Here is a 17,005-nt window from a genome sequence, read left to right as displayed (position 1 = left end):
GCGGAGGCACGCGCCATGGCATACGTTTCAGACCCCACGTCCATCTCCGGCTCTGCCGGCTCCATTCCCGGTCGCGGTGAGACCGATGTCGTCGTGATCGGCGGCGGTCTCGCCGGCCTTACGGCCGCGGCGTTCGCTGCCCGTTCGGGCGTGCGCGTGACCGTCCTCGAGCGCACCGAAGAAGTCGGTGGCCGCGCGGCGACGCACGACGAAAACGGATTCCGGTTCAACGTCGGGCCGCACGCGCTTTACGACGGCGGTCCCGCGATGAAGGCGTTTGCGGAGCTCGGCGTGTCGTTCAGCGGCCGCCGGCCGCCGACCTCCGGCGGGCTCGCATTCGATCGCGGCACGCTGCACGCGCTGCCCGGCGGTTTCGTCTCGCTGCTGACGACGGACCTGCTTGGTCTTTCCGGCAAGCTCGAGCTCGCCCGCGTGCTCGGCTCGCTCGCGAAGATCGACGCGAAGTCGCTGCGCGGCCGCACGCTGCGCGACTGGCTCGACGCCACGTTCCGCGACCGCACCGTGCGCGCGCTCGTCGAAGCACTGATGCGGCTGACCGCATACGCGAACGATCCGTCGCGTTCATCGGCCGAAGCTTCGGTCGCGCAGCTTCAGGCCGGTCTCGGCAAAGGCGTCCTTTATCTGGACGGAGGCTGGGCGACGCTCGCGGCCGGTCTCGCGAAAGTCGCAGGCGATGCCGGCGCCGTGATTCGCACCGGTGCGCGTGTGACGGCGGTGCGCACGTTCAGCGGCCACGTCGAAGTCGACGCCGGCGAAGCTTCGCTGCGTGCGCGCGTGGCGGTTCTGGCGGTGCCGCCGGGCGTGGCTGCTTCGCTCGCGAAAGGCGAGGGCGCCGCGACCATCGAGGCGTGGGCCGCCGATGCGATTCCGGTCAAGGCCGCGTGCCTCGATCTCGGCCTGCGGCGCCTTCCCGATCCGCGCCGGCTGTTCGTGCTCGGCATCGACCGGCCGTTCTATTTCTCGGTGCATTCGGCGTCGGCGAAGCTCGCGCCCGAAGGCGGCGCGGTCGTCCATGTCGCGAAGTATCTCGGACCCGAGCCGGCCGATGCCAAGGCCGTGGAGGCCGAGCTCGAAGCGTTTGCCGACGTCGTGCAGCCCGGCTGGCGAAGCGAGCTCGTCGAGCGCCGGTACCTTCCGCAGATGCTGGTCACCGGCGCGCTCGTCCAGGCTGGAAGGAGCCGGCCCGGGCCCGACGTTCCCGGAACGCCGTCGCTCGTCGTTGCTGGCGACTGGGTCGGAGACGAATCGATGATCGCCGATACCGCCGTCTCGAGCGGCCGGCGCGCTGGTCTGATAGCGGCCGACCGTGCAGGCATGGCGGGATCGAAACGGGACGGCGCCGGTGCGAAAGGAAGTCTGCCGCGAGCGATTCGCGAGGTCGCAAGCTATGCCGCCGATACGATGGCCACGGTCGCATGAAGACTTCGTCCGTTGCACGAGCTCGGGACGTTTCGCTTGATATGGCAGATAGTTCGGCCGCACTGTTCGACGAGCACCGGAGCTTCCTGTGGGGCCTTCTCTACCGGATGACCGGCTGCGCGGCGGACGCCGACGACCTGCTCCAGGAAACCTTCGTGCGACTCCTCGAGCACGCGCCCGAAGCGGACGGGCGGCCGCTGCGGCCGTGGCTCGTGCGCGTCGCGATGAACCTCGCGCACGATCTCCTTCGCCGCCGCAAGCGGAGCCCGTATGTCGGACCGTGGCTGCCGTCGCCGATTGCCGGCCCGGCCGATGCCGAGCCGATCGATGCCGTGGAGGCGGTCGCATCGGGTGTCAGCACCGAAGGCCGCTACGACCTCGTCGAAAGCATGTCGATGGCGTTCCTGGTCGCGCTCGAAGCGCTGACGCCGAGGCAGCGGGCCGTGCTGCTGCTGCGCGACGTGTTCGACTACACCGTGCGCGAGACCGCCGCCGTTCTCGGCGCCACCGAGGGCGGCATCAAGGTCGCGCACCTTCGGGCCAGGCGCGCGATGAAAGGCTACGAGGGCTCACGCCACCCGTCGATCACGGACGCCCGCGACCAGGCCCGTGAAGCGCTGTGGAAGTTCACCGAGGCCCTGCTCGCCGGCGACCTCCGGGCCATGGAGAACATCCTGGCCGCCGACTGCCGCGCGATGAGCGACGGCGGAGGCGAGTTCTACGCCGCGCTCAATCCGATCCTCGGCGCGTCGAAGGTCGCGCGCTTCTACCACGGCATCTTCCAGAAATTCGGCGGCGTCGGCAGCGTGCGCAGCATCCTGGTCGGCGGCATGCCGGCGCTCTACGTCGACCTTCCCGATCGCGGAGACGATCATCCCGAGATCGACGTAGCGCGCGTCGCGCGGCGCTTCGTGCTGCAAGCCGACGTCGACGCGGACGGACGCATCACGAGGATGTATTCGGTGCTGGCGTCGAGGAAACTCACGCATGTGGCGGCCCCACTGTAGAAGCTATCCGGATTCCTGCACGCGGCCGGCATTGCTCAGCATCAGCCGGTGAATCGCACCGAGAGCATGCAGGTCGGGTTCAGCGGGATCAGACGTCGCCGCGCATCCTGACGACGCACGACTCGCACCCGAACAAAGCCACCAGCAAGCCAAGCGCGGAAACCAGGAAAAGAATGCCACCGAGTATCCACATCGAGGCGGTTTGTTCGTCGAGTGGCCAGCATGACACGCCTATGCCGGCAGCGAGAAGAAGACTGCACGCAAACAGCAGGACGCGACTCCCTGGCTCGTAGGGACGAAGCATGCCCCAGAAGCAGAGCACTCGAGTGGTGCGGCAGAAGCCGCATGCAGGCGAAAGACCGGTCATCGAACGTCCGCAGACTGTAACGAACAGCCGCCATCACGGCCAGAGCGAGCGCAGACAAAGCAATGACGAACATAACGGAAGCACGGCGTCGCGAGGGCGGGCGGCGTGGGCGTGCCCGCGTGCGAGTCGTTCCGCAGCGAAGCGAGGACTAAAGCGAGCGCGCGGGCATGCCCATGCCGACCGCCCTTACGGAGAAACGTCTCGCCCAGAGAACGATTCGCCGAGTGTGCCAGTCAGACCCCGAGCAACTGCTTCTTGAGATCGCGCTTGAGGATCTTGCCCGCCGGATTGCGCGGCAGAGGCTCGTCGAAGAACCACACCTTGCGCGGTACCTTGAAGCCAGCGAGCCTTTTGGCCACCCACGCTTTCAGCTCGTCTTCCGTTGCCGAAGTTCCCGGCGCGAGGTGGACGACTGCGCCGACTTCCTCGCCGAGAACCTGATCCGGAATTCCGATCACCGCGGCATCGTCGATCGACGGGTGCTCGAACAGCGCCGCTTCGACCTCGGCCGACGAAATGTTCTCGCCCGCGCGAATCAGCAGATCCTTCGCGCGATCGACCAGGTAGACGAAGCCTTCGTCGTCGATGCGTGCGAGATCGCCCGTATGCACCCAGCCGTCGGTAAACGTTGCCGCCGACGCCTCGGGCTTGTGGAAGTATTCCTTGACGACGTTCGGACCCTTGATCCACAACTCACCGACTTCACCCGCAGGAAGCGTGCGGCCGACGTCGTCGACGACTTTCACGTCGCAGACCGGCACCGGAACGCCGACGCTGTCGGGATGGCGGATGTAGTCGACGCCCATGTTCAGCGTCGTCACCGACGACGTCTCCGTCATGCCGTAACCGTTGCTCGGAGTGCGGCCGGGGAACATCTCTTCGATCTTGCGGACCAACTCCGGCGCCGCCGGTGCGCCGCCGTAGCCGATCGAGCGCACGCTCGACAGATCGCGCGTCGCAAAATCGGGATGCGTCAGTACCTGCCAGACCATCGCCGGCACGCCGCCGAACGTGGCAACCTTCTCGCGCTCGATCAGCTCGAGCGCGCGGCCGGCGTCCCACTTGTGCATGATCACGAGCCGGTTACCTGCCGCGAGGTTTGCGACCAGGATCGAATGGCAGCCGGTCGCGTGAAAGAACGGCACCGACAGCAGATAGACGCCCTGACCGGCCGCGGCGGGTTTCGCGCCGGTGACGCTTCCGCGCATTGCCGCGCGCATATTTGCAAAGCGCAGGCTGAAGAGGTTCCCGCAGATGTTGCGCTGCGTGCCGAGCACTCCCTTCGGATGGCCGGTCGTCCCCGACGTGTAGAAGATCGTCGCGTCGTCTTCGGAATCGATTGCAACGTCCGGCAATGAAGCGTCGTCCGGAATCTCGCCGAGCACGTCGTTGAAATGCTCGGCGCCGCCGGGAAGAACATCGCGCTCGTCGCGGGCCGAGATGATGCGAAGCCCCGGCAGCTGCGCGAGCTCGGGGACGAGGCGGTCGAGTCGCTCGGCATCGGCGAACAGCACCGTCGAGCCCGAATCGTCGAGCCCGTAGACGAGCTCCGGTCCGGTCCACCACGCGTTGAGCGGAACGACGATCGCGCCCGCGGCCGATGCAGCCCAGAACGCCACCGACCACTCCGGGAAATTGCGCATCGCGATCGCGACGCGGTCGCCCTTCTTTATGCCGTAGCGGTCGATCAGTACGTTCGCGAGCCGCGCGCATGCGCGAAAGTGTCGCTCGAAGCTCCAGCGGTCGTCCTCGTAGACCATGAAATCCGCATCGCCGTGTCCGCGGCTGAACGTGAGCACGGCGGCGAGCGACGGCGGCGCGTTCTTCCAGACGCGGGTCGGAACGCCGCGGATGACGACTTCCGCCATTTCGAGGAGCTCTCCGGGAGCGGTCAGTTTTGCGTGAACTTCGGCGATGGAAGGAGCGTTGGTCGTCATTGTATGTGGTCCTTGCGTGGCGGAATCTGCGGCGCGCCGCGGGCGCGGCGCCTTTCTCGCGCACGCTTATACCGGCGCGGCCGCTCGGAACCAGCAACGCTGCGACCGGCACGGCGCGGGGGCTTGACCCGTTCGCTTTCCGGCGCGATACGGCGCGCGTGGCCCGCTACGCCGATTCGCTTACGCTCCTCGAAGCCCGCCGGCAGTATTTCGACGCCAACGGTTTCGGCGAAGGCGGCTACGACGCGAAGTGGGTCAGCGTGAAGATCGGCCCGGTCCCGTTCGCATTTCCGAATACGCCGCAGCGCGTCCGGTCGGTAAGGCTGCACGATCTCCACCATGTGGTCACGGACTATGACACCGACATGACCGGTGAGGCCGAGATCGGTGCGTGGGAGATCGCGTCGAACTGCCGCGATCACTGGGCAGCGTGGCTTCTCAACCTGTTCGCGCTCGGCATGGGGCTGTTCATTTCACCGGCGCGGATGTGGCGCGCGTTCGTGCGCGGCCGGCGAAGCCGCAATCTCTACGAACGAGAGTTCGATGAAGCGATGCTCGGCGGCACCGTGCGTGACCTTCGCTGCCAGCTGCGTCTCGATTCGGATCCCGAAAGCTTTGCGGGAAGCGATGCTGCGCTGTTTCTGCTGTGGTCGGCGGCTGCGCTTGGAACGCTGGGTCTCGCAGCGGCGCTCCTCGTGATGCCGATCGTCCTGCTGGTTGGCTGGGTCGCGCGGCTCGCAAGCTGACCGGCACGTCTTCAGGAAACCGAATACTCGCGAAGCTTCGCGTTACGAGCGTACGAGTTACGAGCGTTACCTTATGAGCGCTACGGCTCGCAGCGGCAGCCGTCCGTGCAGGTGCCGTCGCCGCACTGTGAACCGGGCGGGTCGCAATCCTCTCCCGGGTCCACGAGCCAGTCGCCGCACAGCGGCGGCGGGCACCGGCAACTGTCGCTGCACATGAAATCGACGCAGACACCGGTGTCGAGATTGCAGCCGCCGCGGCAGAAGCTTTCGGAAGGCTCACAGTCTTCGCCGGCTTCGAGCTCTCCGTTTCCGCAGACCGCGGCGACCGACGTCGTCGTAGTCACCGTCGTCGATGTCGTCGTTGTGATGTCCGGGTCCGGCGCCGGGCAGTGGAGGGCGATGTCCTGGCCGACCGCGCATTTCAGGATCGTACTCGCGTCGGTTGCCGTGATCGCACCGCTCGCGTTCGCGTCGCAACGGGACGGCTCGCAGGTACTCGTGCCGACGGCGGTGCGCAGCGCAACGAGCGCGTCCGAGGATGCGATGACTCCGTCGCCCGTTGCATCGCCGCAGACGATCACGACCGGGCTGCCTGCTCTCAGGCTCGCCGGCAGCAGGCCGACGGTGACCACCACCGCCAGCACAGCGGTGCGGATGCAGAGCTCACGGCGACTCCGCCGGTCGTGCTGTGTGCGGCAGTTCATTCACGAGCGACGGTACTCACGCTCCGGTGCTGCTGGCAACGGGGTGGACTCGCCCCCATCGACGATTGCGCGAAGATGGGGGACGCCCTTTTCGAAACCTCACGGAACGCCGGTTCAGGAAAACATGCTGGTCTGCTCGGGAAGCTCTTCCTCGATGTTGCGCGCGTCGTCGTTGCGCACGGCGTTGACGGCTGTCGAGACCGGATGGCTTCGAAGGGTATCGTCGGGTGCCGGAACCAGCAGATCCGTGAGCGCGGCGGAATCGGTGAGCTCGGGATCGAGCCAACGCGCCGCACCGTCCGCGTCGAGGATCAGCGGCATCCGGTCGTGCACCGGCGCGCACAGCTGGTTTGCGCCGGTCGTCAGCAGGCAGCACGTCTCCACGATGCCGGCTTCGGGATGGTCCGGATCGCGCCAGCGCTCCCAGATCGCGGCGATCGCGAGAGACTTTCTCGGATCGCGAGACCGGAAGTACCACGGCTGCCTGCGGCCGCCTTCCTTTTTCCATTCGTAGAAACCGGACGCGGGAACGATGCAGCGCCGCCTCTGCATCGCATCACGGAAAGACGGTTTGCTCGCCGCCGTCTCCGCGCGGGCATTGATCATCTTCGATGCGATCGCCGGGTCCTTGGCCCACATCGGGATGAGTCCCCAGCGCACCACCGCGAGCGTGCGCCGGCCGCCGTCGTTGCGAACGACGACGACGTCCTGCATCGGGGCGATGTTGTAGCGCGGTGCGAGCAAAAGCCCGCCGGTTCCGGGGGAAACGCCGAATTCGCGCGCGAGCGCATCGGCAGGAGTCGTCAGGACGAAGCGCCCGCACATGGCGTCTGCTCAGGCCTTGGCTCCGGCCGCGCGAGGAGTCGGCTTCTTCTGATGGTCGCTGCCTCCGAGCTCGCCGGTCTCGTCGAGCTCGCGCACGTGGATGCGGCCCGCCGCGTTCGTGCAGACGCCGTCGGACAGCGAAAAACGCCAGTGGTGGCCGGGACAGACGACCTGGCCGTCCTCGACGTCGGCTTCGGAAAGATCCGAGCCGCCGTGCGGGCACCAGCGCTGCACTTCGTAGCTGCGTCCGGCGTGCTCGAGCACGAACGTATCGTGCGCGCGGTCGGCGGTCTCCACCTTCTGGATCGCGTTGAGCGCGCGCGAGTCCGACATCTTGAACAGCGTGAACAGGTGCTGGTTGTAGCGGTCGGGATCGCGATGCGCGCGAAAACGCAGCGACAGGAACGCGTCTTCCCACGACAGCTCGTCGCGCATGATCTGGTCGAGCAGCTGCGACGTCATGTCGAACTCGTACTGGCACGGCTCGCCGTCGAGCGCGTAGACCAGCTCCGGCTTCGGCTCGCGGCGGAAATCGACGACCCAGTCGCCGCCGTGATCGCCGCTGACGCGAAACAGCACGCGGATGCCGATGTGCTCGACGAAATACGGATGGCCCTTGAGGAACGGAAGGAAGTGCCGGCGGAAGCGCTCGAACAGGCCGGGGCCCGCCGGCGGGATCGCGGCGAGGACATCGCGGACGATCTCTTCGTTGCGGGCGCGATGGGTGTCGTAATACGACGCGCGGTCGCGCTCGTAATCGAAGCCGGCGTACGCCGTGCAGGCTTCGAGGCGGAACTCGTCCGCTGCGCCGCGTTCGCCGATGATGAGCCTGTCGCCGGGCTTCAGGATCATGCCCGGGATCTCGGTTTCCTTTGCCAGACGCTCGGCTGCGACCGGCGGCGTCGGAAACATGCTGTCGGGGCCGAAGAAGTACCCGGCGAGCTCAGGATCGAAGAAGCACGGCGGTCCGGCGAACGGAATGGCAAGTCGCGGCTGGATCGCCTTGGCGGACGAGACGAACGAGCTGATCGCCGACTCGCGACGCTGCCCCGCGAGCACTTTCTTCCGCTCGTCGTCGTAGGTCGTGTACACGAGCGGATACCAGATCGCCGGAGTCGCCTGCGCGAGCAGCACGTCGATGCCTTCGGCGCGGATGTCGGCGACCGGCAGCGCGAGGTTGCAGTCGTTCAGGTTGAGGATCTTGTGGCCTGCGAGCTCGAGCAGCGCGCACGAATCGAACCAGTGCGGCGGGCAGTGGAACGTCGGCGTCGAAATTTTGATCGTGAATCCCGGAGCAAGCTCGAACGCCTCGAAGTTGTCGAGCTCGACGATGGTCTGGAATCCGAGCCGGCGAAGACGTGAGACCAGGCGCTTCTTGTGCGCACGTCCGGTCAGGATGGGGACGCTGCGGTCGATGCCCGCGATGAACTCCGGATCGTAGTGGTCCGGGTGCTCATGCGAGATGTAGACCGCGTCCGGCGCCGCGAGCGCGGCAAGATCGCCCTCGTACTGCGGGTACTGGAACCAGCTCGCGTTGTAGGTGCCCCTCCGCGACATCCATGGGTCGCAGAGCAGCAGTTTGCCGGCATGGCGAACCGCCAGCCCGCTGTGCCCGATGTACTCGAGGCTCGTGGTAGCCGTCATCAGAAGAGAGTCCCCTTGGCCCGTCCCGCGCCAGGCCCAAGCAAGTTGCCACCCTAGTTGCTACAAGGGAGCGGGCGCAGCAACCCAGGAAACGGCTTGCGGCTGTTCGTCGATCGCCGCGGCGCCGGGGCGGCGACTTTTTGACGCGCGGCACGCGTGCTACGAACCCGTCCGGTCTCGGAGAAGAGGAAAGATTTCGCACGATTGCGGGTCCTGTCCTGACGGGATCGCCTCCCAAGGCGGGGGGACGGCAACCGCTGCAAAAGCCGTCAGACCAGAGCGACGAGGAAGGGGCGATCATGAGCAGCTGGAACATCGGCGACATTCTCAGTGCGATCGGACCGGTCCTCGGCGAAGAGCCGGCGCTCGTGCACTCGTCGGCCGACGGCAGCGCGCGGATCCTTTCATGGAGAGAAGTCGACCGGCGCACCAACGCGCTTGCCCGGGCTTTCGTCGACGGTGGCGCGAAGCCCGGCGACAAGGTCGCCATCTACGCTTACAACCGGCCCGAGTGGCTCGAGGCCGTCGCCGCATGCTTCAAGGCAAGGCTGGTGCCGGTCAACGTGAACTACCGGTACCGCGACGAAGAGCTGCTGTACCTTCTCGACAACAGCGACGCGGTGGTGCTCGTGTTCGAAGGAATCTTCGCCGAAAACGCCGCGCGGCTTGCAGCACGCCTGCCGGCGCTTCGCATGCTGGTCCGTCTCGAAGATGGAGGAGCTGCCTGCGAAGGAGCGCTCGATTACGACGCGCTGGTGGCGGGGCCGTCCGATCCTCTCGAGATCGAACGCAGCCCGGACGACCTGTTGCTGCTCTATACCGGCGGGACCACCGGCATGCCGAAAGGCGTGATGTGGCGGCAGGAGGACGTGTTCCGCACGCTCGGAGGCGGAGCCGATCCGCTGAGCGCGGCCGGGCGTCCCGCGACGCTTGCCGAGCACGTCGCCAACGTCATCGCGGGAACCAACAAGCAGCGTCTGCTTCCCGCGTGTCCGGTCATGCACGGCACCGGCCTGTTCACGGCAATCAATGCGCTGATGAACGGCGGCAGCGTCGTGACCGTCGACTCGCGCACGTTTCGCGCACACGCGCTGTGGTCGGCGGTCGAGCGTCACGAGGTCAGTGCGATCGCGATCGTCGGCGACGTGTTCGCGCGTCCGATGGTGCAGGCGCTCGACGAAAAGGCGTACGATCTGTCGAGCCTGCGGCTGATCATTTCGTCCGGCGTGATGTGGTCGATCGAGCTCAAGAAGGCGCTGCTCGCGCATCATCCGCAGATGCTGCTGTTCGATTCGCTCGGGTCCTCCGAGGCCACCGGGCTCGGTGCATCGGTGATGGGCGTGGGCATCGAAGTCGAGACTGCGTCGTTCAAAGTCGGCGACCGCGTCAAGGTGATCACCGAGGACGGACGCGAGGTTGCGCCGGGAAGCGGTGAGCGCGGGCTGGTTGCGCGCAGCGGTCCGATTCCGGTCGGCTACTACAAGGATCCCGAGAAGACCGCGAAGACGTTCCGCACGATCGGCGGCGTTCGCTACTCGATGCCCGGCGACTTTGCGACGGTGGAGACCGACGGAACGCTGAGGCTTCTCGGCCGCGGATCGGCGTGCATCAATACCGGCGGCGAAAAGGTGTTTCCCGAGGAGGTCGAAGAGGTGCTCAAGCGCCATCCCGACGTCGAGGACGCGGCGACCGTCGGGCTTTCCGATCCGCACTGGGGCCAGGCGATCCATTCGCTCGTCGTGCTGAGGCCCGGCGGGTCCGCCGGCGAGGCCGAGCTTCGCGATCACGTGCGCGAGCATCTCGCCGCGTACAAGGTTCCGCGGCGCGTGTTTGCCGTCGACAGTCTGGGTCGCTCGCCGTCGGGCAAGATGGACTACAAGGGTGTCACCGCGCGCATGCATGAGCTGGTCGGCCGCGCCTGAATCGGGACGAGGAAAGCGGACATTTCGACGCTCGGCTACGCCTCGCTGTTGTCAACGCCTGGCTACGCATCGCGTTTGCGAACGCCCGGTCGCGTTGCGCTCGGGATGCTGCGGGTGCTTCCGCTGCTGGTCGTCCCTCTGGCGCTCGGCGTGGGTGGATGCAGCACGGTCTCGAAGACGCTCGCGCCGTTCGGTCTCACGTACGGTCCCGGTTACGCGTACGACGTCAGGATCGTCGGCGTCGGCGGCGAGCTCGAGGAGCGGCTGAAGGCGTCCTCCGTGCTGTTCTCGAAGAAGTACGAACCGCCCGGCACGCTGCAGGGCCTCAGGCGGCGCACGCAGGCCGACCGCGACATTTATCTTCGCGTGCTGCGCTCGCGCGGCTTCTATGACGGAACCGTCCTCTGGCACATCGATTCGAGCAAGAAGCCGGCGATCGTCGAGATGCGCGTCACGCGCGGCGAGCGCTACAAGATCTCGCGCGTCGACATCGAGGGCATCCCTTCGGACGCCGCCAGTCTTTCCGCCCCCGACGCGGGCAGCTCGCTCGGGCTTGCCGTCGGAGAGCCGGCACTTGCCGAGACTGTGCTCGCGGCCGAGTCGCGCCTGATCGTTGCGCTTGCGACCGACGGCTATCCATTCGCCGAGCTCCCGCTGCGTGAAGTGCGCATCGATCGCCTCGCGCGCACGATGGAGATCCACCTGCGCGTGGACGCGGGGCCGCACGCGAAGTTCGGCGAGGTCACCGTCGAAGGATTGAAGACCGTCAAGGAGGATCTCGTCCGGCGCCGGCTCAAGTTCGCGCGCGGCGATCCGTTCTCGCCTTCGAGGATCGAGGAAACCAGAAAGGACCTGTTTTCGACCGGAGTGTTCTCGGCGATTACGCTGACGTGGGGAAAGCGCGGTGACGTCGGGCCGGACGGAGAGGCGCCGATTCACATCCTCGTCGCCGAAGGGAAGATGCACACGATCGGCGCCGGCCTGAAGTACTCTTCGGCCGACGGCCCCGGCGGACGCGTGTTCTGGGAAGACCGCAACGTGCGCGGCGGCGCGGAAAAGCTGCGCACCGAGGCGGAGTACAGCGAACAGATCGCGACCGGCGGAATCTCCTACCGCAAGCCCGACTGGTACCGCGTCGGACAGAGTCTTCTGCTCGAAGCCAAGGCCGATGCGGACAAGCCGCCGGCGTATGACCGCTATGCGCTGAGCGCATCGGTCGGTCTCGAGCGCGCGGTCCGCAAGCATTTCGTCGGCACCGCCGGCCTGCTGGTCGAGCAGTCGGACGTGCAGAGCCAGGCAGACCGCAACGAGAAGGGGCACGCCGAGACCAAGCAGTTCACGCTGCTCGGCATCCCGCTCGGGCTTCGCTACGACGGCAGCGACAACCTTCTGGATCCGAGCCGCGGCCATCGCACGCTCGCCAGCATGTCGCCGTACTTCAGCGTGCTCGGCGACAAGGTGCTGATGCTTGCGCTGCGCGTGACGGAGAGCATCTACATCCCGATCGACGAGAAGCACAGGTACGTGTGGGCGAGCAGGGTGTCACTCGGTTCGGTGATCGGACCGGAGCGCAACGATACGCCGGCCGACAAGCGGCTCTATGCGGGCGGCGGCGACTCGGTGCGCGGCTATCAGTTCCAGTACGTCGGCCCCCTGTGCGACATCAATAACTTCGATGCCGAGGGGCACTGCCGGGTCGACGGAGGCGGCAGCGACAAGCACAAGTACCGTCCGCTCGGAGGACGATCCCTGCTGCAGGTCGGAACCGAGCTGCGCTGGAAGGTCACCAAGACGATCGGCATCGTTCCGTTCTTCGAAGGAGCCGGCATCTACGAGCCGAGCTATCCGGATTTCCAGGATGACATCCAGTGGGCCGCCGGGCTCGGCTTCCGCTATTTCACCGTGGCCGGGCCGATCCGTCTCGATTTCGGATTTCCGGTCAATCCGCGGCCGAGCGACAGCATCTTCCAGCTCTACATCAGCCTCGGGCAGGCGTTCTGATGCGCGCGCTGAGGTTCGTGCTGCGTCTTGTTCTCGGTGTCGCCGCATTGGCGGCTCTCGTCGTCGTACTTTTCTACGGCGCGCTGCGCGAAGGGCTCCTCGAGAGCTACCTCGAGCAGATCATCGATCGCCTCGCGCAGAAGGAAGGCGTGTTCTTCGTCCGCGCCGAAGGCGTCAGCGGCGATCTGCCGGAGCACGTTCTCGCAAGGAAGGTCGAAGTCGGCGATGCCTACGGCGTGTGGCTGACCGTCGAGAACGCCGAAGCGACGTGGCATCCGTTCGACCTGTTCCACGCGTTCGATCTCGTGAAGTGGCGCATCCGCGTAGAGGATATCCATGCCGGCCGCGTCCAGTGGACGCGGCTCCCGCGCGACGGCCCGAACGAGATCGACACGCCGTTTCGCTGGGACCGGTTCATCCGCCTCATCATCGGACATCTTCTCGTCGACGACTTCGAGCTGTCGGGCAGCATTCTCGGAGGCTCGCAGGCCGACTTTCGCGTCGAGGGCGGCGGAGTCCTCGGAGAGTGGGACCACGGGAGCGTAAAGCTCGACATTGCGCACGTCGACAACCGCACCGGAAGCGCGCGCGTCGATCTTTCGACGCACGGCTCGCCGCTCGAGATCGCCGGCACGATCCACGCCGAAGAAGGTCCGGGCGGCGCGCTGGCAGCGCTCGCGCGGCTCAAGGATTCGGGCTCGGTCACGCTCTCGGTCGAAGGCTCCGGCCCGATGCGCGACTGGCACGCCAAGGCGGATGTGACCGCGTCGAACATCGGCGTGCTGCGCGCCGGGACGAGCCTTGCGTTCAACGCCGAAGGACCGTTCGTCGTCGACGGCACGTTCGATCCGGTGCCCGCCCAGCGAAAGAAGTACCTCGTCGGCGACGGCGCACCGATGACGCTTCACGCCAAGGGCGCGTGGGCTCCAGACGTCGAGCTGCGCATCGAGCAGGCGCTGCTCTCGGCCGACCGCCGGAATCTTGTCGCCGATGGGCGGCTCGACCTTGCGACGAAGGAATTCCGCGTCGGCGGTCGGCTGGTGCACGAGCGCGAAGGCGAGCCGGTGCATCTGACGCTCTTCGATCTTTCTTCTGCGAGCCTCGACGGACATGGCGTGCTGACCGACGGCGGCAGTCTGGAAGCGACGCTCGACATCGCCGATGCGAGGAAGCTCGATGCGGCGAGCGAGAATGTCCATGCGATCTTCCGCGCGAAGGATCCGCAGGGCGACGGAGTGCCGGGATTCGAGCTCAGCGTCGACGCGAAGCGGCTCGAGCTGAACGATGCGGTGATGCCATTGCTCGGAAGCGATGCGCATCTTGCTGCAGCGGGAAAGATCGACATCGATCGCGGCACGATCACGACCCCGCGCCTGGTCGTCGACGGCAACGAGCTGAGCATCGAAGGCCCATTCGCGATCACCGAAGACTGGAGCGGAATGACGACGTCGCTTCGAGCGGATGCTTCGACGCTTCGATCGCTCTCGGACCTGTACCGCACGAGCATCTCGGGCAGCGCCACCGCGCAGATCGATGCGGAGATGAAGTCCGGATGGGAGGAGACGCGTGTCCACGCCTCTGCGAGCGCGTCGGACGTGACCGTCGGCGAAAGCGGATGGAACGCGCTGATCGGCGGAGCGACGTCGCTTCGCCTCGACCTGACGAGCGTCGGCGACGGCGCTGCGCACGGCGAGGTCGAGCTGCACTCGATCGGCATCTCGGCCACCGCGAAAGGCGACGTCGCGACCGATGGAAAGACGCTGTCGGCGGATGCGCACGTGACGATGGAGAACCTTTCGCGGCTGTCCGATCCCGCGCGCGCGGCGATTGCGGGACGTCTCGAAGCGACGGCGACCGCACGCGGCACGCGCGACCGCTTCGGCGTGGTCGCCAGCGTCACCGGCAGCCGCGTCTCGTACGAAGGAATTCATTTCGATTCGCTCTCGGCGGACGTGAATGCCGACGGACTGCCGGACACGTGGTCGGCAACGGTGCGTTCGAAGGGCCGCTACGGGCAGCTCGACGCCGCGCTTGACGCGAACGTGTCGATGCCGTCGGACAACCGGCTGCTTCTTCGAAACGTCGCGCTGCGCGGGCCGCGAACGACCGGAAGTGCCGAGCTCGACATCGATCTCGCCCGGAGAGCGGCATCGGGGACGGTCGTGCTGAGCAGTCAGGATCTTTCGCTGTGGCGTCCGATGACCGGCACGGCAATCGGCGGTGCGATCGACCTCGACGCGACACTCGCCGCGACGGGCTCTTCGCCGGCCACTGCAGTCCAGCAGGTGAGCGGCCGCGCGTCGGTGAAAAACGGCTCGTTCCTCGCCGGCGGCACCGAAGTGTTCGTCGACGTACTCGATGCGACCGCTGACGGTGTCGAAATCAGTGCGACGCCACGCGGTACGGCGAGGGTTCATCTGTCGCGTACGCGCTATGGGACCAGGAACCTCGTCGACGGGCTCGTGACTGCCGTCGGCAACGGACGCGAATGGAATGTCGAGACGACCGCCGACGTTCGCAACGGCGAAAAAGTGAAGCTGTCGGCGGCCGCAACGATTGCGGGCGGTGCATCGCTCACCGCCGGTTCCGCAATCGACGCAACGCTGACTCGTACCGATGCAAGCGTGGACGACCATGCACTGAAGCTCGAGCAGCCTGCACGCATCCGCATCGAACGCGGCGGCGATGCGTGGTCGATCGACCCCCTCGTGGTCGTTCTGGAAAAAGACGGTCATGTGCGTGGACGCCTCGCGCGTGCTTCGGGTACGACACGCGTCGACGCCGAGATTGCGAAGCTTCCGCTGTCGCTCGTGTCGGCGTTCATTCCGGACCTGGACCTTGCAGGCACCGTCGACGGCAAGGTCCAGCTCGAGGGCCCGTCGGTCGTACTCTCCAGAGGAGAGATTTCGCTTCATGGGCACGATGTGGCCAGCACCGGGCTCGAGGCGGAAGGCGTCGAGCCGGTCGATCTCGAAGCGGCGCTTCGCCTCGGCGACGGGCGCATTGCTGGATCGGCGTCGGTGGCCGGACTTACCGAGACCCGGCTTCGTCTGTCCGTCGATGCGCCGCTGGTCTCGACGTCGTCGGCAGCGCCGGTCGTCGTTGATCTCGAGTGGAAGGGGAGCATTGCCGAAGTCGCCGCCCTGCTTCCGATCGGAGAAGACACCGTGAGCGGGCGCGTGGATGCCGATCTTCGACTTTCCGGCTCGGTCGCCGCGCCGCGCGTGACCGGCCGCGCGGTGCTCGACGGCGCCGTCTGGGAAAATGCCACGTCGGGTCTCGTGCTTCGCGACATGCATGCCGAGCTCGAAGGCGCGGGCACGTCCATCCAGCTCCGGCAGCTCGATGCGACCGACGGCGAGAAGGGCAAGGTCCACGCGACCGGCGGAATCCGCTTCGAGGGCTTTCCGAAATTCGACTCGACGATGAACATCGAAGCCACCGGCGCAATCCTGTCGCGGCTCGACCTGCTGACGACCAAGGCGGACGCAACCTTGACTGTGAAGGCTTCGCGCCCGGCGGAACTGAACGCTTCGGTCGAAGGGTCGATCACCGGCAAGGTCAGGATCGTGGATGCGCGAGTCGAGATTCCGCAGCACCTGGTCGCCGACGTGCCCGAGCTCGATGTCATCGAAGTCGACACGACGGCCGGCGACGCCATCCGGCAGCTTCCACTTCCGAAGCGGGTTGCGCTCGATCTCGACATCGAAGTGACCGGCGACAACCGCATTTACGTGACCGGCCGCGGCCTCGAGTCCGAGTGGTCGAGCGACGTGCATATTCGCGGCACCAGCGTGGACCCGCGCGCGCAGGGCAACGTGACGTCGGTGCGTGGGCAGCTCAGCCTTCTCGGCAAACGCTTCGACGTGACGTCGGCGACGCTGCACTTCGACGGCGAGCGCGGAAACGTGCCGTGGCTGCAGATGACCGCGCGCGCGGAGGCGAACGACATCACGGCGATTGCCGAAGTCAGCGGACCGGCGACGCATCCGACCATCGAGCTGCGCTCGGAACCGTCGCTTCCTCGCGACGAAGTGCTCTCGCGACTGCTGTTCGGGCAGAGCGCCGCGACGCTGACACCGCTACAGAGCGTCGCGCTCGCGCGCTCGATCGCCGAGCTGACCGGAAGCCCGCTTGCCGGCGGGTCGGGCGTGCTGTCGAACATCGGGCGTACGCTCGGGTTCGACCGCCTCGACATCGGATCGGGCAACACCGGCGAGACGGCGCTGATGGCGGGTCGCTATCTGACCGACAACGTCTACCTGCGCGTGCAGCAGGGCCTGACGCCCGACGCGAGCAAGCTCAGCCTCGAATGGCGGGTGTGGAAGCACATCACGATCGAAAGCGACGTCAGCCAGGACGCGCAGGGCGAGGCGGGCGTGACCTGGCACTGGGACTACTGACGCGAACGT

10 protein-coding genes are annotated in these 17,005 nt (G+C 66.7%); 6 read left to right on the top strand and 4 right to left on the bottom strand.

All coding sequences use genetic code 11. From position 1 onward, the window contains the following. Positions 1-15: 15 nt before the first annotated feature. Both VN634_18605 and VN634_18600 read left to right on the top strand, forming a co-directional pair. On the top strand, positions 16-1,440 hold the full coding sequence (locus VN634_18605) for an FAD-dependent oxidoreductase (protein ID HXC52904.1): 1,425 nt from the start codon (positions 16-18) through the stop codon (positions 1,438-1,440). 41 nt (positions 1,441-1,481) lie between these two features. Further along, positions 1,482-2,447, top strand: a complete 966-nt coding sequence (locus VN634_18600) for a sigma-70 family RNA polymerase sigma factor (GenBank protein HXC52903.1) — start codon at positions 1,482-1,484, stop codon at positions 2,445-2,447. 600 nt (positions 2,448-3,047) lie between these two features. Here the strand turns inward: VN634_18600 and VN634_18595 are convergent. Beyond that, a complete protein-coding gene (locus VN634_18595) occupies positions 3,048-4,751 on the bottom strand; it encodes a class I adenylate-forming enzyme family protein (protein ID HXC52902.1) in 1,704 nt (567 codons plus the stop codon). A 158-nt stretch (positions 4,752-4,909) separates the two neighbouring features. Between VN634_18595 and VN634_18590 the strand changes: the two genes are divergently transcribed. Further along, entirely contained in the window at positions 4,910-5,497 is a 588-nt protein-coding gene (locus VN634_18590; protein HXC52901.1) for a hypothetical protein, read from the top strand. A gap of 80 nt (positions 5,498-5,577) precedes the next feature. Here the strand turns inward: VN634_18590 and VN634_18585 are convergent, their stop codons facing one another. From VN634_18585 to VN634_18575, 3 genes are all read right to left on the bottom strand, one after another. Next, a complete protein-coding gene (locus VN634_18585; GenBank protein ID HXC52900.1) occupies positions 5,578-6,201 on the bottom strand; it encodes a dockerin type I repeat-containing protein in 624 nt (207 codons plus the stop codon). 114 nt (positions 6,202-6,315) lie between these two features. Further along, on the bottom strand, positions 6,316-7,026 hold the full coding sequence (locus VN634_18580; GenBank protein HXC52899.1) for an SOS response-associated peptidase: 711 nt from the start codon (positions 7,024-7,026) through the stop codon (positions 6,316-6,318). Positions 7,027-7,035: 9 nt separating this feature from the next. Then, positions 7,036-8,670 (bottom strand): MBL fold metallo-hydrolase, encoded by a 1,635-nt coding sequence (locus VN634_18575; protein ID HXC52898.1) that lies wholly within the window; start codon positions 8,668-8,670, stop codon positions 7,036-7,038. A 299-nt stretch (positions 8,671-8,969) separates the two neighbouring features. Here VN634_18575 and VN634_18570 point away from each other — a divergent pair, with 299 nt between their 5' ends. From VN634_18570 to VN634_18560, 3 genes are all read left to right on the top strand, one after another. After that, positions 8,970-10,592: an acyl-CoA synthetase gene (locus VN634_18570; protein HXC52897.1), complete on the top strand. Its 1,623-nt coding sequence runs from the start codon at positions 8,970-8,972 to the stop codon at positions 10,590-10,592. 75 nt (positions 10,593-10,667) lie between these two features. After that, the gene (locus VN634_18565; GenBank protein HXC52896.1) at positions 10,668-12,593 is read left to right on the top strand and encodes a BamA/TamA family outer membrane protein; all 1,926 of its coding nucleotides are present in this window, start codon (positions 10,668-10,670) and stop codon (positions 12,591-12,593) included. Continuing rightward, positions 12,593-16,996: a translocation/assembly module TamB domain-containing protein gene (locus VN634_18560; GenBank protein ID HXC52895.1), complete on the top strand. Its 4,404-nt coding sequence runs from the start codon at positions 12,593-12,595 to the stop codon at positions 16,994-16,996. The genes VN634_18565 and VN634_18560 overlap by 1 nt, the downstream gene beginning before the upstream one ends. The last annotated feature ends 9 nt before the right edge of the window (positions 16,997-17,005 follow it).

This window comes from Candidatus Limnocylindrales bacterium, from assembly GCA_035571835.1.
Classification (GTDB): Bacteria; Desulfobacterota; Binatia; order UBA1149; family CAITLU01; genus DATNBU01.
The sequence above is the reverse complement of the archived record's forward strand: the minus strand, read 5'-3'. Positions and strand labels throughout refer to the sequence as shown.

Excerpts from the sequence above, each read along its gene's own strand:
- VN634_18575 (HXC52898.1), bottom strand. The coding sequence starts at position 8,670 with ATGACGGCTACCACGAGCCTCGAGTACATCGGGCACAGCGGGCTGGCG.
- VN634_18585 (HXC52900.1), bottom strand. The coding sequence starts at position 6,201 with ATGAACTGCCGCACACAGCACGACCGGCGGAGTCGCCGTGAGCTCTGC.
- VN634_18570 (HXC52897.1), top strand. The coding sequence starts at position 8,970 with ATGAGCAGCTGGAACATCGGCGACATTCTCAGTGCGATCGGACCGGTC.
- VN634_18595 (HXC52902.1), bottom strand. The coding sequence starts at position 4,751 with ATGACGACCAACGCTCCTTCCATCGCCGAAGTTCACGCAAAACTGACC.
- VN634_18580 (HXC52899.1), bottom strand. The coding sequence starts at position 7,026 with ATGTGCGGGCGCTTCGTCCTGACGACTCCTGCCGATGCGCTCGCGCGC.
- VN634_18600 (HXC52903.1), top strand. The coding sequence starts at position 1,482 with ATGGCAGATAGTTCGGCCGCACTGTTCGACGAGCACCGGAGCTTCCTG.
- VN634_18560 (HXC52895.1), top strand. The coding sequence starts at position 12,593 with ATGCGCGCGCTGAGGTTCGTGCTGCGTCTTGTTCTCGGTGTCGCCGCA.
- VN634_18605 (HXC52904.1), top strand. The coding sequence starts at position 16 with ATGGCATACGTTTCAGACCCCACGTCCATCTCCGGCTCTGCCGGCTCC.